The sequence below is a fragment of the Nocardioides nitrophenolicus genome (assembly GCF_016907515.1).
GTDB lineage: Bacteria > Actinomycetota > Actinomycetes > Propionibacteriales > Nocardioidaceae > Nocardioides > Nocardioides nitrophenolicus.
Genome location: NZ_JAFBBY010000001.1, coordinates 2,992,130 through 3,015,268, shown reverse-complemented (window position 1 = coordinate 3,015,268; position 23,139 = coordinate 2,992,130). Strand labels below are relative to the sequence as shown.

Sequence of the window (23,139 nt, the reverse complement as noted above, 5' to 3'; positions counted from 1 at the left end):
CGTCAGTGGAACTGGCCGTCCTGGAGCGGACCGGGCGAGATGAAGGCGAACTCGTCCGGCGACGGGTTGGCGGCGTGCGAGTCGGCAGAGAACCGGTAGGTGCCGAGCACCGCGGTCACGGCGGACTCCTGCACCTTCGGGTCGAGCAGCGCCTCCGCGAGCTTCTTCGCGTCGGTGGAGTCGGCCTCCTCGGCGGCGGCCTGGACCAGGGCGAGCGCGTCGTTGTTGTAGGCCAGGATCAGCGTCGACTTGATCGGCTCGATCTTCTTCATCCGGGCGACCAGGTCGACGACATCGGTGTCGGCCGCGTCGTACGCCGTGCTGGTGTAGACCTGCATGACGAGGTTCTTGGTGGCCGGCGTGCCGAGGACGCCCGACGGCGGCTCGGTCGAGATCAGGCTGGTCGCGGCGACCGAGGTGTTGCCGATGATCGGGACGTTCCAGTTGAGCTTCTCGATGCCCTTGAGGACGTAGCCCAGCGGAGCGCCGTACGCGTCGAGGACGAGCACGTCGGGGTTCTTGGCGCGGATCGCCTCGAGCTGCGGGGTCATGTCGAGCGACGCGACGTCGTACTCCTCGTTCGCGACGACGTCGGTGCCGGCCGCGTCGAAGGTCTTCTCGGCGGCGGCGCCGTAGACCTCGCCGTACGAGCTGGAGCCGTGCAGGATGCCGACCTTGGCGTACCCCTTCTCCTCGAAGTACGGCGGGAACGCGTCGAGCTGGTTCTGCGCGCTGGCCGAGAGGTCGAAGTTGAGCGGGAATGCCTTCGGGTCGGCCGAGGTCTCGGTCGGGCCGATGTTGAAGGACAGGATGCTGTTCTGCTTCAGGATCGGGAGGGTCGCGTCCGCGACGGTCGAGGGACCGGAGTTCAGGACCAGGTCGGGCTTGCCCTTGGCGATCGCCTCGCGCAGCTTGGTGACCGCCACGGTCGGGTCGGCCTGGTCGTCGAGGACCTCGAGCTTGACCTTGCGACCGTCGATGCCGCCGCTGGCGTTGACGAGCTCGACGCCCGCCTTCGCCGACAGGACCGACGTCGAGGCGTTGTCGGCGAGGGGACCCTCGGCCGAGATGCCGCCGAGCACCAGGACGCGGTACTCGCCGTCCTTGCCGCCACCGGTGGAGTCCTCACCGGCACAGCCCGCGGCGACGAGGGCGAGGGCGGCGAGTCCGCCGACCACCTTGAACAGACGTGTCTTCATCCCAGATTTCCTTCTGATGACCTTGGGCGGACCGACGGGTCCGCCAGTTCGACACGAGGACCCGAGTCGCTCGTATGACCTTCCGGGTTATTTCGAATCGTCATAGTAAGATACGAACCAAGCAAACGCTAGGGCAAAACTCGGATCCCGTCACTTGCCTTCGATCCGGACTCGCCAGGAGGCTGACGACGTGACCCTGACGACCGAGGACCGCCTCGCTCTCGACGACCTCGTGCAGCGCTACGCACTTCTCGTCGACCAGCGCGAGCTCTCCGCCGTGGGCGAGCTGTTCACACCGGACGCGCGGCTTCGGCTCCCCGACCCACCGGCCGAGCTCGACCCGTGCGTCGAGGTGCGCGGGCGGCCCGCGGTGGTCGCCGCCCTCGGCCGGCTCAGCGGGTTCGCGTCCACCTTCCACGCGGTGGTCGGCCGGATCGCCGACTCAGCCGGACCCGACCAAGCAACCGGTCGGGTCGCCTGCACCGCACACCACCTCGGCGTCGCCGAGGACGGTCAGGCCAGGGACCTGACCTGGTACCTGCACTACGACGACGCCTACGCCCGGGTCGGCGGTCGATGGCTGATCGCGGAGCGCTCGTTGAGTGTCGAGGCGATCACCACGGGACCGGTGCGCCGGGTCCGTACGATCGAGCGATGAGCGACGCCTGGCAGACCGACCGGCTCGACCTGACCGGCTACCTCGAGCGCCTCGGCCTGCCGGCGGAGCCACCGTCGCGAGCCGCGCTCGACGCGCTCCACGGCGCGCACGTGCGGACGTTCACCTTCGACAACATCGACGTCCTGCTCGACCAGCATCCCGGCGTCGGGCTCGACGCGCTCAGCGACAAGTTCGTGCAGCGCGGGCGCGGGGGCTACTGCTTCGAGCACGCCACGGTGTTCGCGGCGGCCCTCGACCGCCTGGGCTACGACGTCGAGCGGCGCCTCGGCCGGGTCGGCGACCCCGCGACGGGCGACGTCCAGGGCCGCACCCACATGACCGTCGAGGTGCGGCTCGACGGCGAGCGCCTGCTCTGCGACCCGGGCTTCGGGATGAGCCTGCTCCGGCCGGCGGTGCTGGCCGACGGCGCCGTCAGCGACCAGTCCGGCTGGACCTACCGGGTGGTGCGCGCCGACCTCGGGTGGGGCCTGCAGCGGCTGCGGGAGAGCGGCTGGGAGCACACGCACACCGTCGAGGAGCTGCCGGTGTTGCCGGTCGACGTCGTCATGGGCCACCACTACACGAGCACCTTCCCGGGCTCGCACTTCCGCACCAGCCTGATGCTCACCCGGCACGACCAGGGCCGCCATGTCGCGCTCACCGCGACCACGCTGACCGTTCGGCGACCGGGCGAAACCACCGAGCACCGCGCACTGGCACCCGGCGAGCTCGCCGACTGGCTGCACGCGCTCGCCGTGCCCCTGGACGCGAAGGAGGAGGCGCGGTTGCTGAACCGGGTGGCCAGGCTGTAGCGAGGCCGTCGTCCCGCCACGGGCGCCGGGCAGCTCGAAGAGACCTCTTGTGTTCGAACATGTGTTCGAATAGGATGAGCGCATGTCTTCTCTCGGGGCGCTCTCCACGGCTACGGCCGCGGCCGACCGTGCCGCCGAGCTGGCCCGCCTCGACTGGCACGAGCTCGAGGGCCTCGATGCGGTGAATGTGGTCGAGTCGATCACAGCGGCCCGCTCGTTCCTCGACGCCGCCCTGCTGCGAGGCATCGAACGACTCGAGGCCACCGACGCGGTCCGTGAACTGGGCTGGGCCTCGGTCAAGGACTACCTCACCCACCTCACCGGCGGCCACAAGGGCAGCGGCGGCGGACTGGTCCGCGCGGTCGAACAGCTCCGCGACCTGCCCGAGGTCCAGACCGCCCTCGAAACCGGACACGTGACCCTGCCCCAGGCCCGCGCGATCGCGGCCAAGGTCCACACCCTGCCCCGAGTCCCCGAGTTCCGCACCGCCGTCGCGGGAGCGATGCTGGAACTGGTCGACACCCACCATTACGACGCCTCCGACCTGCAGAACGCGTTCGGTGATGTGGTGCGTGGACTCGACCCCGACGCCGCACTCGTCAACGCAGACAAGGAGAAGGCCAAGACCGAACGCGGTGCCCACCACGCCCGCCACCTGTCCTTCGCCGAGGACGGTCTCGGCGGGGTCCGCCTCAACGGCTACGGCACCCTCGAGGACACCGAGGCGATCAAGGCGGTCCTGCTGCCGCTCGCGGCCCCGGTGACCTCCGCGCCGAGCGCCTGCGGTGGGATCCCCCGGCCGGCCGGGGCCCCGGCCTACGACACCGACGGGGTGGCCACCGCCCGGGCCTGCCTGGACCCCGAATGCGCCCACGACGGACGCGACGTCCGTGACGCCGGCGCCCGGCTATGGGACGCCCTGGTCGAGGCGTGTAACCGGCTCACCCTCACCGACCAACTCACCGGCAACCTCACCGGCAACCTCCCCAGGGACCACGGCGCCCAGCCCCGAGTGGTGGTCCTCATCGACCACGACAGCCTCCGCCAACAAGTCATCGACACCGGACTGGCGCGCAACGGCCAGACCCCGAGCGGCACCCGCCTGTCCGCGACCGCGGTGCGGCGGATGGCCTGTGACGCCGAGATCATCCCCGCCGTCCTCGGCACCCACAGCCAGGTCCTCGACGTGGGCCGGGCCCAACGCCTCGTCACCCCCGCCCTGTGGACCGCGCTGGTGATCCGGGACCGACACTGCGCCTTCCCCGGCTGCACCCGCATGCCACTGGCCTGCGACGCCCACCACATCACCCACTGGGCCGAACAAGGCACCACCAGTCTCGACAACCTCGTCATGCTCTGCCGCCACCACCACACCCTGACCCACCAAACCCCCTGGGTGGTCCACATCGACCCTGACACCGGCCAACCCGTCTGGACACCACCACCACGCAACACCCTCGACAACCTCCGCAAGGCCGGGATGGCCTACGCACCCGCCCGACCACGCGCCGCCTGAGGGGACCGGAGCGCGGGAGGCTCAGTCGAAGCGCGTCCACTGCTCGAGCACCACGAGCGTCTTGGTGCTCGCCACCGCGCGCCCGGAGCGGAGCATGCCCACGACGCGGCGCAGGTCCTCGACCCCGTCGACCCGGATCCGGACCAGCGCATCGGGATCGCCGGCGAGGGTGAGCACCTCCTCCACCTCCGGGATCTGCGCGACGAACTCCATGATCTGGGCGAGGTCGAGGTCGTCGCCGAAGTGCAGCTCGGTCATCGCCTCGATGCCGGTCGCGATCCGTCCGTGGTTGATCTTCACGGTGTAGCGCTCGATCACGCCGAGCTTCTCCAGGCGGGCGATCCGCCGTTGCACCGGCGCGACGGTCAGCCCGACCGCGGTCGCGATCTCGCGCAGCGGGCGGCGCGCGTTCTCCCGGAGCAGGTCGAGGATCGCGCGGTCGGTGGCGTCGAGAACGGCGGCATCACTCACGCAACAGAATCTACCCCTGACAGCCTCTTCGTTGCGCTCCATCACTTCACTACCGGACCGGGATTGCGGATCGACGCCAAACCGGGCGACAAGTCTTGTGACCCGGCCCACCAGGCCCCAGGCTCGTGCGCATGACCCTCACCGCCGCCCCCGTCGCACCCCACGACCTGGTCTTCGAGCGCACCGACGAGCTCGGCGCCGCCGGTCACGAGCAGGTCGTGTTCTGCCGCGACCAGGCCACCGGGCTGCGCGCGATCATCGCGATCCACGACACCCGGCTCGGTCCGGCACTCGGCGGCACGCGGTTCTACCCCTACGCCAGCGAGGCCGAGGCGCTCACCGACGTGCTGCGCCTGTCCCAGGGGATGACCCACAAGGCCGCCGCGGCCGGCATCGCCCTCGGTGGCGGCAAGGCCGTCATCATCGGCGACCCCGACACGATCAAGACGCCGGAGCTGATGGCGGCGTACGGTCGCTTCGTGGACACGCTCTCCGGGCGCTACTTCACCGCCGCCGACGTCGGTACGACGGCGCAGGACCTCGACGCCGTCGCGACCGCCACCCGCTACGTCGTCGGCCACAACGGCGGCTCGGGCGACAGCGGCTTCTCCACCGCCTTCGGCGTGTTCAGCGCGATGCGAGCAACCGCCGAGCACCGCTGGGGACCCGAGGGCCTCCGCGGCCGCAGCGTCGGCGTCGAGGGCATCGGCAAGGTCGGCACCCACCTGGTCGCGCTGCTCCTCGAGGAGGGCGCCCAGGTCGTCGTGTCCGACGCCTCCCCGGCCGCGCTGGCCCGCATCGTCGAGGCGCACCCGAGCGTGACCACGCGGGCGGGCGTGCTCGACGCCCCCGTCGACGTCTACGCGCCCTGCGCGCTCGGCGCGACGCTCACCCCGTCGTCGGTCGACGCGATCCGCGCGAGCATCGTCTGCGGCGCGGCCAACAACCAGCTGCTCGACTCCTCGGTCGCGCCGCTGCTCCAGCAGCGCGGCATCACCTGGGTGCCCGACTACGTCGCCAACGCCGGCGGCCTGATCCAGGTCGGCGGCGAGATCTGGGAGCGCACGCCGGAGGAGCTGCGCGCCGAGATCGCCGCGATCGCCACCACGGTGCGCGCGATCCTCACCCGCTCCGACGAGAGCGGCCGGCTGCCCAGCGAGGTCGCCGCCGAGATCGTCGCCGAACGCCTGGCCGCCGCGACCCGTCCGACCGAGGGAGTCACCGCATGACCGAGCTGCTCGCCCGTCCCGCCGGAGAGCCGGCCACGCCGTACGATCTCGACGACCGGTTCCGGGTCGACGCGCCGCCGACGCTGCTGACCGGTGTCCAGGCCATCGCCCGGCTGCTCGTCGAGCACCGCGCGCTCGACCGCCGCCGCGGCCTCAAGACCGCGTCCTTCGTCTCCGGCTACCAGGGCAGCCCCCTCGGCGGCCTGGACCGGATGCTCGCCGACATGCAGGACGTGCTCGACGAGAACGACATCCGCTTCGTGCCCGGCCTCAACGAGGAGCTCGCCGCCACCGCCGTGTGGGGCAGCCAGGTCGACCTGCCGCTCGGCACCAGCAAGTACGACGGCGTGACCGGCTTCTGGTACGGCAAGGGCCCCGGCGTCGACCGGGCCACCGACGCGCTGCGCCACGCCAACATGTACGGCGTCAACCGCCGCGGCGGCGCCGTGCTCCTCGTCGGCGACGACCCGGCGTCGAAGTCCTCGACCGTGCCGGCCGTCAGCGAGCGGTCCCTGGCCGCCCTCGGCATCCCGGTGCTCTTCCCGCGCAACTCCACCGAGATCGTGACCCTCGGCCTGCACGCGATCGAGATGTCGCGCGCCACCGGCTGCGTGGTCGCGCTCAAGATCGTCGCCGACGTCGCCGACGGCGCCTGGGTGGTCGACAGCAGCGACCTCCACCTCACGCCGGTCACGCCGTCGATCGAGTGGAACGGCCACCCCTACGCCTACACCCAGAGCCCGATCGTGCTGCGGCCGGCGATGATCGTCGGCGCCGAGGCCGAGCTGGTGGGGCCCCGCACCGCGTTGGTCCACGACTACTCCGCCCGCAACGGCCTCAACGTCGTCGAGGTCGACGCTCCGGCCGCCCGGCTCGGCCTGGTCGCGTCCGGCAGCTGCTTCGACTCGCTGCGCCAGGCGCTCACCGACCTCGGCGTCACCGACGAGGCGCTGGCCGCGTCCGGCATCCGGGTGCTGCGGATGGGCATGATGAGCCCGGTCGAGCCCGAGGCGGTGCGCCGCTTCGCCGACGGCCTCGAGGAGATCGTGGTCGTGGAGGACAAGACCTCCTTCATGGAGATGCAGGTCCGCGACCTGCTCTACGGCACCGCGAACGCGCCGCGGATCCTCGGCAAGCTGGACGCCTCGGGCCAGCGGCTGATCCCCGCCGACGGCGAGCTCACCGCCGGCCGGCTGCTCGCTCCGCTGCGGCACGCCCTCGAGGGCTGGGTGACGGTGGCCCCGCCCCAGCGCCCCCGCACCAGCCTGCCGCTGCTGCCGGTCAACCGGTCGGCGTACTTCTGCTCGGGCTGTCCCCACAACCGCTCCACGGTGCTGCCGGAGGGCTCCATGGGCGGCGGCGGCATCGGCTGCCACGCCATGGTCACCATCTCCGACCGCCCGGAGGACACCGTCACCGGTGTCACCCAGATGGGCGGCGAGGGCGCGCAGTGGATCGGTCAGGCCTGGTTCACCGACGCCGGCCACATCTTCCAGAACGTCGGCGACGGCACCTTCTTCCACTCCGCGCAGCTCGCGGTGCAGGCCTGCATCGCGGCCGGCGTCAACATCACCTACAAGCTGCTGTTCAACGAGGTCGTGGCGATGACCGGCGCCCAGGACGCCGAGGGCGCGCTGTCGGTCGCGCAGCTGACCCACAAGCTCACCACCGAGGGCGTCGCCAAGATCATCGTCTGCGCCGACGACCCGGGCCGGCACCGCCGCCGCGACCTCGCCGCCGGCACCCTGCTCTGGGACCGCGACCGCCTCGACGAGGCGCAGCGCCTGCTGCGCGACATCCCCGGCGTGACGGTGCTGATCTACGACCAGCACTGTGCCGCCGACGCTCGCCGCCAGCGCAAGCGCGGCAAGCTGCCCGCCCGCACCCAGCGTGTCGTCATCAACGAGGCGGTCTGCGAGGGCTGCGGCGACTGCGGCGTGAAGAGCAACTGCCTGTCGGTGCAGCCGGTCGAGACCGAGTACGGCCGCAAGACCCGGATCGAGCAGACCTCCTGCAACACCGACTACAGCTGCCTCGACGGCGACTGCCCGTCGTTCGTGACCGTGGAGACGGCGCCGCGCCGCAAGCGCAAGCAGCCCAAGGTCGCGAAGGCCAAGCGCTCCTACCCGACGCCGCCGAGCGTCGCCGCCAGCACCGCGGACCAGCCGGTCACCACGACCCAGAACGTCTTCATGACCGGCATCGGCGGCACCGGCATCGTGACCGTCAACCAGGTGCTGGCGACCGCCGCCCTGCGCGCCGGGTACGCCGTCGAGTCGCTCGACCAGACCGGGCTCAGCCAGAAGGCCGGCCCGGTCACCGGCCACCTGCGCTTCGCCGCGGGCGACCTCGAGCCGGCCAACCGGCTCACCCCCGGTTCGGCCGACTGCTTCCTCGGCTTCGACCTGCTCACCCTCGCCGAGGACCGCAACCTCACCTACGGCGACCCGGAGAAGACCCGCACCGTCGTCTCCACCAGCCGCACCGCCACCGGCGCCATGGTCCACGACCCCAAGGTGTCGCACCCCGACGAGGCGGGTCTGCTGGACCGGGTGCGCACCGCCAGCGTCGAGCTGTTCGACTTCGACGCGCTGGAGGCGGCCGACCGGATCTTCGGCAACACGGTCGCGGCGAACTTCCTGCTCGTCGGCGCCGCCCACCAGACCGGCGCGCTGCGGCTGCCGGCCGCGGCGATCGAGGAGGCGATCGAGATCAACGGCACCGCCGTCGCCGCCAACATCGCCGCCTTCCGCTGGGGCCGGGTCGCGGTCACCGACCCGGCCGCCTTCCGGGCGGCCGGCGTCCGCGCCGACGCGCCGAGCGCGCCGGTCCGCGAGCTCCCGGTGCCCGCCTCCGTGGCGGCCGCCGGCCTCGAGGGCGAGCTGCTCCGCCTGGTCAGCCGGCGGGCCGCCGACCTGGTCGGCTACCAGGACGAGAAGCTCGCCGACTCCTATGTCGCCGTCGTCGCCCAGGTCGCCGCCGCCGAGCGGGCCGTCACCTCGGACACTCGGTTCAGCGAGGCCGTGGCGCGGCACCTGTTCAAGCTGACGGCGTACAAGGACGAGTACGAGGTCGCCCGGCTGCTCACCGACCCGGCGTTCCTCGCCTCCACCGGCGAGGCCTTCCCGGGCGGCACGGTCGCCTTCAAGCTGCACCCGCCGGTGCTGCGGGCGATGGGACGCAAGAAGAAGATCTCGTTCGGCCCGAAGTCCCACGGCACGTTGCGCACCCTGGCGCGGATGAAGTCGCTGCGCGGCACCCGGGCCGACGTGTTCGGCTACGCCCACCTGCGCAAGGTCGAGCGGGAGCTGCGCGACCACTACCGCTCGCTCGTCGTCGACCTCAGCCGCGACCTGGCCGACCCGGCGGCGTACGACCGGGCGGTGCGGATCGCGGAGCTGCCGGACCTGGTCCGCGGCTACGAGACGGTCAAGCTGCGCAATGTCGAGGAGTACGCCGCCGCGCTGCGCGAGCTCGGGGTCACCCCGCCGGCCGTCGGCTGACCCGCGGCGGACCCGCGGCTGACCCGCCCGGAAGCACGACAGAGGCCCCCGCCGATCGGCGGGGGCCTCTGTCGTCGTTCGCACTTCCTCGCCCGGGCTACCTGATGGTGACCTTCGCGGTCTTCAGGGTCACCGGCGCGTAGCCCGGCAGCGACCAGGTCACCACGGCGCGGACCTTGGTGCCGCGGAAGGCCTTGGTGAGCTTGAGCCCCTTCTTGGTCGCGCCGGGGACGGGCCGCTTGCCGACCAGCCACTGCACCTTGACGGTGGCGCCGGCCGGCACCGCCGCCGGGAGCACGACCTTCAGCTTCTTGCCGACCTTGGCCGTGCCGCTCAGCGTCGGCTTGCCGCTCACCTTCAGGACGCCGAGCGCGACCGGCGCGGTGCTGTCGGCCCACGCCGCACCGGACGGCGCCGCGACGACGAGCGCCGCGATCACCTTGCCGGCGAGGTCCGGGGTGAGGGTGAGCCGGTTGCCGGTGACGCCCTTGATCTGGACGCCGTTGGCGTACCAGGTGTACCCGAAGGCGGACGGCGTCGACGACCAGCTGCCGGTGCCGACGGTGAGGGTCTCACCGACCCGGACCGGGCCGGTGATGGCCGGCTTGACCGTGTTGACGATCGCGGGAGCCACCACGGCGACGGCCTCGGAGACGGCGGTCCCGTCGGCGTACCCGTCCTTGACCGCGGTCACCTTGACCGTCAGCGAGCGGCCGCCGGCGGAGCTCGGGATGACCAGGTCCGCGCCGGTGCCGATCGGGTCGTTGGTGCCGTTCAGGTACCAGCGGTACTGGTAGCCGTCCGGCGCCGGCGACCAGGTGCCCGGCAGTGCGGTGACGGTCCGGCCGACCTCGATGTGGTCCCCGGTGATGGTCGGGGGTGCCGTGTTGGCCGGCGCGTCGCCGACGGTGACCGTCGCCGTCTCGGCGGACTCGACCGAGCTGGGCGCGTAGCCGGGCACGGTGGCGGTCACCTCGACGGTGAGCTTCTTGCCCCGGGCGCCGCCCGGCACGACCAGGTCCTTGGCGGTGGCACCCTCGATCGCGGTGCCGTCCTGGAACCACTGGTAGGAGTACGTCGCCGGGCCGGCCGACCATGTGCCGTCACCCGCGGTGACGGTCCTGCCGACCTTGGCGGTGCCGGTCACCGTCGGCGCGTCCGTGTTGGCCAGGTCGCCCAGGGCGACCGGGGCCGACGGCGCCGAGGTGGCGACCCCATCGTGGTACGCCGACGCCGTGGCCGTGACCTCGACGCTCAGCGTCTTGCCGGCCGCGCCGGGCGGGACCACCAGGTCCTGCCCGGTGCCGATCGGCGTCGCCGTCCCCTCCTGGAACCAGCGGTAGGCGTAGCCGCTCGGGGTGGCCGACCAGGTGCCGGGGCCGGCCGAGACGGTCTTGCCGACCTGGGGCGAGCCGTTCACCCTCGGCGCCTGCTCGCTGGTCAGGTCTCCCAGCGCCACGGGCCCGGTCGGGGCGGACACGACGGCACTGGACTGGTAGCCCGGCGCGGTCGCGGTGACCTCCACGGTGAGCGGCTTGCCGAGGGCGCCGGCCGGGACGACGAGCGTCTTGCCGGTGGCGTCCGCGATCAGGGTGCCGTCCTGGAACCAGCGGTAGGCGTACCCGGCCGGGGTCGGGGACCAGGTGCCCTCGACCGCGGTGACCGTGCCGCCGACCTTCGCCGCGCCCGAGATCGTCGGCGCGACGGAGTGGGCGAAGGTACCCGTCGCCACCGCGGCGGTCGGGTCCGACACCGCACTGCTGGTGCCGTAGCCGGTGGCGGTCGCGGTGACCTCGACGGTCAGCTTCTTGCCGAGGGCGCTCGCGGGGACGACCAGAGTGGAGCCGGTGCCGATGGGCGTCGCGGTGCCCTCCTGGAACCAGCGGTAGGTGCGGCCGCCGGCGCCCGGGTCCGGGTTGTGCGACCAGGTGTCGCCGCTGGCCGTGACCGTGCCGCCCACCTCGACCGCACCGGTGATGGCCGGCCTGGCGGTGTTGGCGAGGCCGCCGGGTGCGACCGTGGCGGTGGGGTCGGAGGTCGCGGCGGCGCCGGTGTGGCCGGCCTTCGCCGCGCTGACCTTGACCGTCAGCGTCGTGCCGAGCGCGCCGGGCGGGACCACGAACACCTTGCCGGCGCCGATCGGGGTCGACGTGCCGGACTGGTACCAGGCGTAGGTGTAGGCGTCGGGCGTCGCGGACCAGGTGCCCTCGAGCGCCGTGAGCGTGCTGCCGACCGTGGCCGCGCCCGAGATGCTCGGCTTGGCGGTGCTGGTGAGCACGCCGTGGGTCACGGCCGCCGAGGCGGTCGACGTGGCGACCCCGTCGGCGTACCCGGCCTTGGTGGCGGTCACCACGACGGTCAGCTGCTTGCCCAGCGCACTCGCCGGGACCACGAGGTCCTTGGTGGTGCCGATCGGGATGGCGTTGCCTGTCTCGAACCAGCGGTACGAGAACGCGTCGGGCGTCGCGGACCAGGAACCGGGGTCGGCGCTCACCGTCTCGCCGACCTGCGGGTCGGCGTCGGGGATGGACGGAGTGGCGGTGTTGCGCAGCTCCAGCCCGAGCGTGGCGTCGAGGTTGGGCCGGTTCGCCCCGGCGACGACGACCGTGTCGGCGTCGGCGAGGGTGCGGCTGTCGTCGTAGTACTCCTCGGTGAACGCGCCGTCCGGTGAGCTGAAGCCGATCCGGTAGCTGCCGTCCGGCACCAGGGCGGCGTACCGGCCCCTGCTGTCGGACCAGGTCTCGCTCAGCTCGGTCCACGCGCCGCCGTCCTCGGCGTACACGGAGACGAGGGCGTCGGCGACCGGCGCCTGCGCGGTGCCGGTGAGCTTGCCGGAGAGCAGCGAGCCCTCGGCCAGCGCGGCGTCGACGTCCGGCGTGGTGGCGTCCGGACCGGTGACGGTCACGTCGGTCCCCTGCTCCGGGGTGGCGGCGTCGTCGTAGTACTCGGCCAGGTACCGGCAGGTCGCGCCCCAGCAGGGCTCGAAGAAGCCGACCCGGTGGGTGCCGGGCGGTGCGTTCAGGGTGTAGTCGCCGTCGGCGTCGGTGGTCGCGAAGCCGACCGGGCTCCAGTCGGTGTAGGTCTCGCCACCGGCCTGGTAGGTCACCTCGTCGAGGGCGACGACCTGGATGTCCGCGAGGGCCGCGCCGCCGTTCTCGGCGGTGACGGTGCCGGTGATCCGCCCGTTGCGGGCCAGGGCCGCGTCGATGCCCAGCTGCGAGGCGGGAGCGGTCACCGCGATGTCGTCGGCGCTCTCGAGGTCGGCGGCGTCGTTCCAGTACTCGGTCTGGTAGAGGTCCTCGCAGGTGTCCGCGCAGCCGTCGTCGAAGGAGACCCGGTAGCTGCCGGTCGGGACGAACAGGTCGTAGCCGCCGGTGGCGTCGGTGCTGGCCCAGGCGATCTGGTCCCAGTAGGTGTGGGTCTCGCCGTCGATCTGCTCGGTGACCTGCCGCAGTGCCGTGACCTCGGCGCCGTCGATCGGCGCGCCGCCGGCCTGGGCGGTCACCGTGCCGGTGATCCGGGCGTTGCGCTTGAGGGTGGCGCTGATGCCGGCGACCGAGCCGCTGTTGGGGACGCTGACGTCGGTCGCGCTCTCGACGCTCACCTTGTCGTTCCAGAACTCCGGCCGGTACCTCGTGCTGCACGGGCCCTCGGCGTCGCAGGGGTTGTCGAACCCGATCCGATAGCTGCCCGGCGCGAGGTAGAGCTCGTATCCGCCGCTGCCGTTCGCGGCGGTGCTCCGGACCGGCTCCCACGACGAGGCGCCGCCCTCCTGCACCAGCCGGTACGCCGTGACCTGGGCGCCCGCCACCGCGGCTCCGCCCGTCTCGGCGGTGACGGTGCCGGTCACCTTGGCGTTGGGCACCATCTTCACGTTGATGCCCGTGCGGCCGGCGGCGGTCACGCTCACGTCGGTCGCGGTCTCGAGGGTCGCCGCGTTGGGGTAGTAGACGTCGCGCAGGTGGTTGTCGCCGACGGAGAAGCCGACCCGGTAGCTGCCCGGCGCGACGTACGCCGTGTAGGTGCCATTGCTGCCGGTGACGGCCCGGCCGGCGCAGTCCCACCAGGTCTCGCCGTCGTGGCTCACCTGCTGGTAGAGGCACACGTCGACGTCGGCGACGCCGGTGTTGAGCAGGCCCTGGCCGACCTTGCCCTTGACCGTGGCGTTCGGGGTCAGCACCAGGTCGACGTCGCTGACCGGGGGCGTCAGGTTCGCGGCGTTGACCTCGTCGGTGCCGCCGAAGAAGGCGGCGGCGTAGCGGTTGTCCTCGCTGAACGCGCCGACGTGGTAGGTGCCGGCGGGCAGGGTGAAGGCATATCCCCCGTTCGCGCCACTCGTGGTCTGCTCGCACCAGTACCAGTCGCCGTCGTCGTTGCAGTAGGCGACCACGGTGATGCCGGCGAGCGGCGTGCCGGTGCCGGCCGCGCTGACGGTGCCGCTGATGCTGCCCGCGGCCGCGTGCGCGACCGGCGCGGCGGCCGTGGTCAGCGCGACCAGGCCCATCAGCGCGAGGGCCGTGGTCACCACCGCGGTGAGCAGGCGGACCACCGGTCCGCGGTTCTGCGTGCGCATGTCGACTCCCCATAGTCGTGGCGCCGCCCGTCCCGCAGACGTGCGGCTGCTCGCCGGAGGCTAACCAGCGGCGCACGCCCCTGTCCGGGAATCCGCGGAATTGTGCCGAACGGTCCTCAAGACCGCGGGCGTCACCAGGTCCGGGTCGGCGGTACGACGCCCCGGCAGTCCACCTCGGCGCTGGTGATCCGCTCGACCCGCCAGCCTCCGGTCGCCGACACCACCCGGAAGGTCATGCCCACGACGTCGCGGGACCTGGTCCGGCGTACCGACCGCGACTCCTGGGACCACCCCGACACCAGCACGCAGGCCTGCACCTCGCGGGCGCTGTCGCCGTCGGGGCGCATCCCCAGCGGCGCGACCGGCAGCGGACCGGGGAGGTAGCGGCCCCACTCGGGCACCGCGTGCCGCTCCATCCACTCCCGCAGCGCCGGCGCGGCCGGGTCGGCGGCCGCACCGAAGGTCCGGTCGCCCTCGTTGATCGCCCGCGCGTACGCCGCCGCCCACTCCTCGATCGCCCGCCCCTGCGGGCTGGCGACCACCTCCGGGTCGACCGGCGGCGCGGGAGCGGTCCGCGGCGGCGGGCTCGGCGCGCTCGACGTCCCGGCGCCGGTGGGGTCGTCGCCGTCGCCGCCGGAGGAGCAGCCGGACGCGAGCAGGAGAGCAGCCGTCGCGACCACGACGGACCGGCGGGGGGAGAGCATGGAGCGCATTATCGCGCCGCGTGGATGGCTGCCTCGACCTTCGCCGTGGGTCCGGCGACGAAGACGTACTCCACATTGCGCAGCCGGGCCGGCTTCCCGACCTTCTGCCCCGACGGGCTGTGGATGCCGATCTGGGCGCCGACATAGCGCTTGCGGTCGAACGCCAGCATCCGGACGTCCTCGTGCCCGGCGCCCCGCAGCGACTCCATCATCTGCTCCGCGGTGATCCACGACTCGTCGTTGTAGGACACGACGAGCACCTCGGCCCGGGCCCGCCGGACCAGGTCGTCGAGTGCCGCGGGCATCTCCCGCTGCGCGTTGAACACGCTCTTCGTCGCCGGGTCGCGGCTGTCGATCCGCTTGCACGCCACCCCGTAGTGCTCGGGTGCGTCCCAGCGGACCAGGGTCTCCCAGATGTGGTAGTTCGTGAAGTACCGGTGCTGGTTGTACGGCGGGTCGAGGTACATCAGGTCGACCGCCGGGAGCTCGTCCACGGTCCGCATCGCGTCGCCCCCGACCGTCGTACCCGGGCCGGGGAGCAGGGCGGGCCGGCGCAGGTCGAGGTCGTTGTGGGAGCGTGGCGCCCACTGCTTGAGGTAGGCCATCTGCACGCCCGTCGTCGAGTCCACCCGGTCCGCGGCCTGCATCAGGCTGGTCAGCAGGATCGGGTACAGCGGCGAGCCCCGGTGGTCGGCCTCGAGAGCGTCGCGGATCGCGTCCACCCGGGCGCCGTTCTTGGGCTGGAAGAAGCGGGCCCGCACGCAGAAGGTCTCGGTGAAGTAGCCCGCCACCCCGGGCAGCGCCGCCAGCCGCTTCAGCTCGTTGTCGAGCTCCTGCAGGTCGACCTCGCGCGCGTCGGTCGCGACATAGCAGTCGCTGAGCACCTGGCTGTAGGTCGCCAGGTCGGTCGCGGTCACCACCAGGCCCCGCCGCTTGAACTCCTGCGCGACCCGGGTCGTGCCGGTGAACAGGTCGACCGCCGTCCGCGCCTCGACCGCCTCGGCGATGTCGCCGAGCACGGGGACCAGGGTTCGCTTGGAACCCAGGTACTTGAGCACGGTCCGAGGCTACTTCGCCGGGAGCCACGGGTCGTGCGCGGACCACGGGTACGGCGAGTCTCGGGGGGATGATCGTCGCCGTACCCGTGGGGATCGTGGCCGCGAGGCAGGCGAGACGCTAGGAGCCGGGCCTTCAAACGGGCCCGCGACGAGTGTGAAGGACCGGGTCGGGCGGGATCCCCGAGGCCTGGGCGCACGCGATGTGGGGACTGCACCCAGACCTCGGGAACGCTGCCTCGCTCCCCCCTTGGATTGAAGGCAACCCATACGGTCCTCGCGCTGAAGATCGCCGACGTGTCCACGCCCTGTCAGCGACCAGCCGGGGCACCCGGTGCGCTGGGACCGTATGTCCGCAGCGAGCGTAGGCCGCGGGCTTCCGGGCTGTCTGCGGCAGCCGCCGGCCCGTGCGCAGACTGTCGATTGCGCCCGCCAGGTCCGCTGCCTAGGCTCCCGGCCCACGACGTGCGGCCGGCGCCGTCGGGAGATGGAGGGTAGAAGATGAGTCGCGCTATCGGAGCCAGGCTGGCGGTCACGGCGGCCACGGTGCTCGTCGCCTCGGCCGGCGTCGTCGGGTTGACCAACGTCGCCGCCAGCAGCGAGCAGGGCTCGGCTGCCGCCGGCCCGCTGAGCAAGCAGCAGAAGAAGGCGGTCAAGAAGCTGATCGCCGCCTACGCCAAGAAGCACCCCGGACCCGCCGGCCCGGCGGGCAAGGACGCCATCGCGATCACCCGGACGATCCAGGACCGCTGGCGCTGGGCCGACACCGCCGGCAGCTACTCGGTGGTGATCTGCCCGGCCGGCACCGTCCCCGTGGGCGGCGGCTTCGACACCTACTACCTCAACGAGACCGCCCAGGAGCGCCGCGACACCCTGGGCGGGGTCGTCACCGAGTACTCCCTGCCCAACGACAGCAACGACGACGACGTCATCGACGGCTGGACCGTCTCGGCCCGCCAGGTGCCCGGCACCACCCCGCCGTCCGGCTTCCGCGCGATCCAGGCCGCCTTCGCCGTCTGCGCCCCCGGCACCGCCGGCGGCTTCCAGGTGCTCGCCTCCACGACGGCGGACACCGCCTCCCGCAGCGCACCGGTCCCGTCGGCCGACACCCTCGCCGACGAGTAGCCGGATGCCGGGCTAGGCCCCGCCGGGCCGACCCGGCGCAGGACGGGCAGTCCTGACCAGGACCCCGTTCCCCGGCAGCACGACGACCGGCCGGGAGCACGCGCCGAGCGCGACCCGGTCGGTCGTGCTGAACAGCACCTCGACCGCCGACACCTCCCAGGCCCGGTCGCCGAGATTGACGTGGACGGCGAGCTCGCCGCGGTCCACGGTGAGCCGCCGCTCCGTCTCGTCCACCCGAGCGACGCCGAACGCCGGGTCGGTCAGTGCGGCGTGCTCACGTCGCAGCCCCGCGAGGCGCCGGTAGCCGGCGAGCACCCGGGCGTGGCGGCCCTCCCCGAGCTCGGACCAGTCCAGCCGGCTGCGCTCGAAGGTCGCCGGGTCCTGCGGGTCGAGCACCTCGTCCGGATCCCAGCCCATCCGCTCGAACTCGGCGAGGCGCCCCTCGGCCGTGGCCCGGGCCAGCTCGGGCTCGGGGTGGGAGGTGAAGAAGGCGAAGGGCGTGCTCGCCGCCCACTCCTCGCCCTGGAAGAGCATCGGCGTGAACGGCGCGGCGAGGGTCAGCAGGGCGCCCAGCAACAGCCGCTCGTCGTCCAGGTGCTCGGCGGTGCGGTCGCCGCGCGCGCGGTTGCCGATCTGGTCGTGGTTCTGGGCACACACGACGAGCCGCCACGCGGGCAGGTGCTCGGTGTCGACGGGCCGCCCGTGGTCGCGCTCGCGGAAGCTCGACCACGTCCCGTCGTGGAAGAACCCACGGTCGAGCACCTTCGCCAGCGCGCCCAGCGGCGCGAAGTCCGCGTAGTAGCCGCTGGTCTCGCCGGTCAGCGCCACGTGGACGGCGTGGTGGAAGTCGTCGCTCCACTGCGCGTCGAGGCCGTAGCCGCCGCCCTCGCGCGGGGTGACCATCCGGGTGTCGTTGAGGTCCGACTCGGCGATCAGGGTGAGCGGCCGGTTCTGGTGGGCCGACAGCGCGGACACCTCGATCGCCAGCTGTTCCAGCAGGTGCACGTCGGAGTCGTCCGACAGCGCGTGCACCGCGTCGAGGCGCAGCCCGTCGACGTGGAAGTCGCTCAGCCACATCAGCGCGCTGTCGAGGAGGTAGCGGCGCACCTCGGCCGAGCCGGCGCCGTCGAGGTTGACCAGGTCGCCCCACGTGTTGCGGCCGTCCTTGAGGTACGGCCCGAACCGGGGCAGGTAGTTGCCCGACGGCCCGAGGTGGTTGTAGACGACGTCCTGGATCACGCCGATCCCCGCCTGGTGGCAGGCGTCCACCAGTCGTTGGTATGCCGCCGGCCCGCCGTACGGCTCATGGACCGCCGACCACAGCACGCCGTCGTAGCCCCAGTTGTGCACGCCGTTGAAGGCGTTCACCGGCATCAGCTCGACGAAGCCCACGCCCAGGCTCGCCAGGTGGTCGAGGCGGGAGGCGACGGCGTCGAGGGTGCCCTCGGGCGTGAAGGTCCCGACGTGCAGCTCGTAGATCGTCGCGCCGGCGAGCTGCCGGCCGGTCCAGGCGGCGTCGCCCCACTGGTGGGCGCCGGGGTCGAAGGTCGCGGAGAGATCGTGGACGCCGTCCGGCTGGCGACGCGAGCGCGGGTCGGGCAGCGGCCGGTCGTCGTCGTCGAGCAGGTAGCCGTAGCGGGTGCCGTCGGGCACCGGTCCCGGATCCGCGGTCCACCACCCGTCCGCGCCCGGCTGCATCGGCCGGACCTGGTCATCGAGGACGAGGCGGACCCGCTCGGCCCGCGGGGCCCAGACGTCGAGGCTCATCCGGCCGCCTCGACGAGGAGGGCGACCGGCAGCTCGCTCAGCAGGACGCCCACCTCGGCCGTGGCCGGGCGGTCGGTCAGCAGCTCGCGCCACTCCCCCGGCGGCAGGTGCAGCCGGGTGTCGCGCCAGCCGCCGGCCCGCTCCAGGCCCAGCGGCAGCCGGGTGACGACGGCGATCGCGCCGCCGCGGTCGAAGGCCAGCACGTGGTCGGCGGCCGCGCCCGTCGCGTCGACCGGGTAGTAGCGCGCGAAGAGGTCGGGCCGGTCGCGACGCAGCCGCAGCGCCGTCCGTACGACGTGCAGCTTGGCCCGACCGTCGTCGGCCGGCCCGTCCGGCCGCACCGGACCGGCGTCCGCCAGCAGCCGGCGACGCAGGGAGAAGTCGACGGCCCGCCGGTTGTCGGGGTCGACCAGGCTCTGCTCCCACAGCTCGCTGCCCTGGTAGACGTCCGGCACCCCGGGCACGGTGAGGCTGAGCAGCTTGGCGGCGAGCGCATTGCTCCAGCCCGGACCGGCCAGGTGCGCGGCCGCCTCGTCGAGGAGCGCGACGACAGCCGGGTCGTCGTACGCCGCGTCGACGAGCGCGTGCACCGCCTTCTCGTACGACGCGTCGGGCGCGGTCCACGTCGTCCGGTCGCCCGCCTCGCGCATCGCCTTCTCGGCGTACCCGTGCAGGCGCTCGCGCGACAGCGGCCAGGCGCCCACGGCGGCCTGCCACAGCAGGTGGGCGAAGCCCGCGTCCGGGGCGGGCGCCGCGGCCAGCAGGGCGGCGAGCGTGTCCGACCACCAGGCCGGGTCCTCGGCCAGGACGCCGATCCGGGCCCGGACGTCCTCGCCGCGCTTGGTGTCGTGGGTGCTCAGCGTGGTCATGGCCTCGGGCGCGACGGCCTGCCGGCGCGCCATGGCCGCGTGGAAGTCGCCCGGCGCGACCGAGAACTCCGCCGGATCCGCCCCGACCTCGTTGAGCGAGGTGAGCCGGGACCAGCGGTAGAACGCGCGATCCTCGACCCCCTTGGCCATGATCATCCCGCTGGTCTGCTGGAAGCGGAGCGCGGGCGCGCGCACCCGGTCCGCCAGCAGCGGCAGCACCAGGTCGAGCGCGGCGCCGAGGTCCGGTCGGTCCGCGCGGACGGCGTCGGCGGCCTGGCGCAGGTGCTCGCGGCCCGCCGGGAGATAGCTGCGGTAGACCGGGAAGGCAGCCAGCAGCTCGACCAGCACCTCCTCGACCGGCTCGCGCCAGGCCCGGTCGGGGACGACCTCGAGCTCGACCGCGATCTCGCGGGCGATCCGACGCACCTCCGCGTGCAGGATGGTGTCGGCGACGTGTCGCTTGTTGGCGCGCACCAGCTCGGGCCACGGCGGCACGCCGCCGCGCAGCCGGTCGTCGAGGGCCCCGAGCGCGGCCTCGCCCGCGGGGTCGACGAGTACCCGGTCGATGAGGGCCAGCACCTCGTAGCCCGTCGTGCCGGCGGTGTTCCAGCGCGCCGGGAGGTCCTCGCCGGGCTCGAGGATCTTCTCCACCACCACCCAGGCGCCGCCGGTGAGGTCGGCGAGGTCGTCGAGGTAGGCCGCCGGGTGCCGCAGCCCGTCGGGGTGGTCGACGCGCAGCCCGTCGACCAGCCGCTCGCGGAACCAGCGCGCGATCTCGACGTGGCTGGCCTCGAAGACGTCCCGGTCCTCCACGCGTACGCCGGCCAGCGTGTTCACGGCGAAGAAGCGGCGGTAGTCGAGCTCGTCGTCGGCGGCGCGCCAGCTCACCAGCCGGTAGTGCTGGCGCTGGTGGACGACCTGCGGGTCGTCGGTGTCCTCGGCCGTGCCGGGGGCGAGGGGGAAGCGGTGGTCGTGGTAGCCGAGCATCCCGTCGACCACGCGCAGGTTGCCGATCGCTCCGTCAGGCTCCGGCTGGTCGTCGTCGCCGAGCACCGGCAGCAGGATCCGGCCGCGGCCGGCTGCCCAGTCGACGTCGAAGAAGCGGCCGAACCGCGAGTCGCGGCCGTGCTTCAGCACGTCCCACCACCAGCCGTTGGTGGCCGGGCTCTCCACGCCCACGTGGTTCGGTACGACGTCGACGAGCACGCCCATGCCGCGCCGGTGCGCCTCGGCGGAGAGCCGGGCCAGCGCCTCGGCGCCGCCGCGGGCCGGGTCCACCCGGGTGGGGTCCACCACGTCGTACCCGTGGTCACTGCCCGGGTGCGCCTCGAGGATCGGGGACAGGTAGACCCAGCCGACCCCGAGCTCGTCGAGATAGCCGAGCAGCTCGCGGGCGGCGTCGAGGTCGAAGGACTCCCGGATCTGCAGGCGGTAGGTGCTGGCCGGGACCCGGTTCACTGCTCGGCCGCCATCGACGCCACCGACGCCGCCGGGCTGACATCGGTCTCGGGCTCCGGGTCGTGCCACTGGCGCAGCACGACGACGCACCGGCGCGGCAGCGTCAGCTCGCCACCCGCCTCGATCCGGGCGTCCGGGTCGCAGCTCCCGCTCGTGTCGACGACCACCTGCCACCCGGCGGCGTACTCCTCGTCGGGGAGCGTGATCGCCCGCTCGTCGTCGCCGTTGACCAGGATCAGGAAGTGGTCGTCGCGGATCGGCTGGCCTTGACGGTCGCGGCCGGCGATGCCGTCGCCGTTGAGGTACATGCCCACCGTCCGCAGGCCGTTCCAGTCGCCGTCGTCCATCGGCCGGCCCTCGGGGTGCAGCCAGACGATGTCGTTGAGCCGCTCCCCCTCGCCGGTGCGCACCGTCGTACCGGTGAAGAAGCGCTGGCGGCGCAGCGACGGGTGCTCCCGGCGCAGCCGGGTCAGCTCGGTGACGAACTCGCACAGCGGGCGGTCGACGTGCTCCCAGTCGACCCAGCTCAGCGCCGAGTCCTGCGCATAGGTGTTGTTGTTGCCCTGCTGGGTGCGGCCCAGCTCGTCGCCGTGCAGCAGCATCGGCACGCCCTGGCTGAGCAGCAGCGTGGCGAGCAGGTTGCGCTGGTCGCGGGCCCGCGCCTCGTTGACGCCCGGGTCGTCGCTCGGGCCCTCGACGCCGTGGTTCCAGGACCGGTTGTCGTCGGCGCCGTCGCGCCCGTCCTCGCCGTTGGCGTCGTTGTGCTTGCCCTCGTAGGACACCAGGTCGCGCAGCGTGAAGCCGTCGTGCGCGGTCACGAAGTTGATGCTCGCGACCGGCCGGCGCCCGGTGTGCTCGTAGAGGTCGGCCGAGCCCGCGAGCCGGCTCGCCAGCACGCCCAGGTTGGGCTCGCCACGCCAGAAGTCGCGCACCGTGTCGCGATAGGCGCCGTTCCACTCCGTCCACTGCGGCGGGAAGCCGCCCACCTGGTAGCCGCCCGGGCCGACGTCCCACGGCTCGGCGATCAGCTTGACCTGACTCACCACCGGGTCCTGCTGCACCAGCTCGAAGAAGGTGGCCAGCCGGTCGACGTCGTAGAACTCCCGGGCCAGTGCGGACGCCAGGTCGAAGCGGAAGCCGTCGACGTGCATCTCGGTCACCCAGTAGCGCAGCGAGTCCATGATCAGCTGCAGCGAGTGCGGGTTGCCGGCGTTGAGCGAGTTCCCCGTGCCCGTGTAGTCCATGTAGTACTGACGGTCGTCGTCGACCAGCCGGTAGTACGACGGGTTGTCGATGCCCTTGAAGCTGAGCGTCGGCCCGAGGTGGTTGCCCTCCGCCGTGTGGTTGTAGACCACGTCGAGGATCACCTCGATCCCCGCGGCGTGCAGCTCCTTGACCATCGCCTTGAACTCCTGCACCTGCCCGCCCGGCGTGCTCCCCGACGCATAGCCCTCGTGCGGTGCGAAGAAGCCGATCGTGTTGTAGCCCCAGTAGTTGCGCAGCCCCCGCTGCAGCAGCACGTCGTCGTGCACGAACTGGTGCACGGGCATCAGCTCGACGGCGGTCACCCCGAGCCCGCGCAGGTGCTCGACGACCGAGCGGTGGGTCAGGCCGGCGTACGTCCCACGCATCGCCTCGGGGACATCGGGATGGGTCGTGGTGAGGCCCTTCACGTGCGCCTCGTAGATCACCGTCTCGGCGTACGGCGTCCGTGGATGCCGGTCGCCCTCCCAGTCGAAGTACGGGTTGGTGACGACGCCGAGCATCATCCGCTCCAGCGAGTCGTCGTCGTTGCGCCGCTCGGGATCGTCGAAGTCGTAGCCGAACAGGCTCTGGTCCCAGTCGACGTCACCGACCGTCGCCTTGGCGTACGGGTCGAGGAGCAGCTTCGCCGGGTTGCAGCGCAGGCCGTCCTCGGGCCGCCACGGCCCGTGCACCCGGTAGCCGTAGCGCTGACCGGGCTGCACCCCCGGCAGGTAGGCGTGCCAGACATAGCCGTCGACCTCGGTCAGCTCCACCCGGGTCTCCGCACGGGAGCCGTCGTCGCCCACCCCGACCAGGCACAGCTCCACCCGCTCGGCCACCTCGCTGAACAGTGCGAAGTTGGTGCCATTGCCGTCGTACGTCGCCCCGAGCGGGTACGCCGTCCCGGGCCAGGTCTCCACCACGTCGATCCCTCACGCTCGTCGTCGTCCTCGCG

14 protein-coding genes are annotated in these 23,139 nt (G+C 72.7%); 6 read left to right on the top strand and 8 right to left on the bottom strand.

All coding sequences use genetic code 11. The annotated features are described in order from the left end of the window. Positions 1-2 precede the first annotated feature (2 nt). Positions 3-1,199, bottom strand: coding sequence for an ABC transporter substrate-binding protein (locus tag JOD66_RS14665; RefSeq protein WP_204837582.1), 1,197 nt, complete (start codon positions 1,197-1,199; stop codon positions 3-5). Positions 1,200-1,389: 190 nt separating this feature from the next. Here JOD66_RS14665 and JOD66_RS14660 point away from each other — a divergent pair, with 190 nt between their 5' ends. The 3 genes from JOD66_RS14660 (at position 1,390) to JOD66_RS14650 (ending at position 4,185) form a co-directional block, all read left to right on the top strand. Continuing rightward, the gene (locus JOD66_RS14660; protein WP_204837581.1) at positions 1,390-1,857 is read left to right on the top strand and encodes a nuclear transport factor 2 family protein; all 468 of its coding nucleotides are present in this window, start codon (positions 1,390-1,392) and stop codon (positions 1,855-1,857) included. Beyond that, complete coding sequence (locus tag JOD66_RS14655; protein WP_204837580.1) at positions 1,854-2,669, top strand: arylamine N-acetyltransferase family protein; 816 nt, start codon at positions 1,854-1,856, stop codon at positions 2,667-2,669. The genes JOD66_RS14660 and JOD66_RS14655 overlap by 4 nt, the downstream gene beginning before the upstream one ends. Before the next feature lie 82 nt (positions 2,670-2,751). Beyond that, positions 2,752-4,185, top strand: coding sequence for an HNH endonuclease signature motif containing protein (locus JOD66_RS14650; protein ID WP_204837579.1), 1,434 nt, complete (start codon positions 2,752-2,754; stop codon positions 4,183-4,185). A 21-nt stretch (positions 4,186-4,206) separates the two neighbouring features. On the opposite strand, the gene JOD66_RS14645 is transcribed toward JOD66_RS14650, so the two are convergent. Then, entirely contained in the window at positions 4,207-4,656 is a 450-nt protein-coding gene (locus JOD66_RS14645; RefSeq protein WP_204837578.1) for an Lrp/AsnC family transcriptional regulator, read from the bottom strand. A 131-nt stretch (positions 4,657-4,787) separates the two neighbouring features. Here JOD66_RS14645 and JOD66_RS14640 point away from each other — a divergent pair, with 131 nt between their 5' ends. Continuing rightward, positions 4,788-5,885, top strand: a complete 1,098-nt coding sequence (locus tag JOD66_RS14640) for a Glu/Leu/Phe/Val family dehydrogenase (protein WP_204837577.1) — start codon at positions 4,788-4,790, stop codon at positions 5,883-5,885. Next, complete coding sequence (locus tag JOD66_RS14635; RefSeq protein ID WP_204837576.1) at positions 5,882-9,388, top strand: indolepyruvate ferredoxin oxidoreductase family protein; 3,507 nt, start codon at positions 5,882-5,884, stop codon at positions 9,386-9,388. Before JOD66_RS14640 ends, JOD66_RS14635 begins: the two co-directional genes overlap by 4 nt. 97 nt (positions 9,389-9,485) lie before the next feature. On the opposite strand, the gene JOD66_RS14630 is transcribed toward JOD66_RS14635, so the two are convergent. From JOD66_RS14630 to JOD66_RS14620, 3 genes are all read right to left on the bottom strand, one after another. Beyond that, positions 9,486-13,961, bottom strand: a complete 4,476-nt coding sequence (locus JOD66_RS14630) for a carboxypeptidase regulatory-like domain-containing protein (RefSeq protein ID WP_204837575.1) — start codon at positions 13,959-13,961, stop codon at positions 9,486-9,488. Positions 13,962-14,092: 131 nt separating this feature from the next. Then, on the bottom strand, positions 14,093-14,665 hold the full coding sequence (locus JOD66_RS14625; RefSeq protein WP_204837574.1) for a hypothetical protein: 573 nt from the start codon (positions 14,663-14,665) through the stop codon (positions 14,093-14,095). 8 nt (positions 14,666-14,673) lie between these two features. Further along, positions 14,674-15,723, bottom strand: coding sequence for a DNA adenine methylase (locus JOD66_RS14620; protein WP_204837573.1), 1,050 nt, complete (start codon positions 15,721-15,723; stop codon positions 14,674-14,676). Between the two features lie 498 nt (positions 15,724-16,221). On the opposite strand from JOD66_RS14620, the gene JOD66_RS14615 reads away from it, so the two are divergent. After that, positions 16,222-16,845, top strand: coding sequence for a hypothetical protein (locus JOD66_RS14615; RefSeq protein ID WP_204837572.1), 624 nt, complete (start codon positions 16,222-16,224; stop codon positions 16,843-16,845). Between the two features lie 12 nt (positions 16,846-16,857). Here JOD66_RS14615 and treZ read toward each other — a convergent pair whose 3' ends face one another. From treZ to glgX, 3 genes are read right to left on the bottom strand one after another with little or no spacing between them, the layout of a single operon-like run. After that, positions 16,858-18,612, bottom strand: coding sequence for a malto-oligosyltrehalose trehalohydrolase (gene treZ / locus JOD66_RS14610; RefSeq protein WP_204837571.1), 1,755 nt, complete (start codon positions 18,610-18,612; stop codon positions 16,858-16,860). Beyond that, a complete protein-coding gene (gene treY, locus JOD66_RS14605; RefSeq protein ID WP_204837570.1) occupies positions 18,609-20,939 on the bottom strand; it encodes a malto-oligosyltrehalose synthase in 2,331 nt (776 codons plus the stop codon). The genes treZ and treY overlap by 4 nt, the downstream gene beginning before the upstream one ends. Then, the gene (glgX, locus tag JOD66_RS14600; protein WP_204837569.1) at positions 20,936-23,104 is read right to left on the bottom strand and encodes a glycogen debranching protein GlgX; all 2,169 of its coding nucleotides are present in this window, start codon (positions 23,102-23,104) and stop codon (positions 20,936-20,938) included. Before glgX ends, treY begins: the two co-directional genes overlap by 4 nt. Between the last annotated feature and the right edge of the window lie 35 nt (positions 23,105-23,139).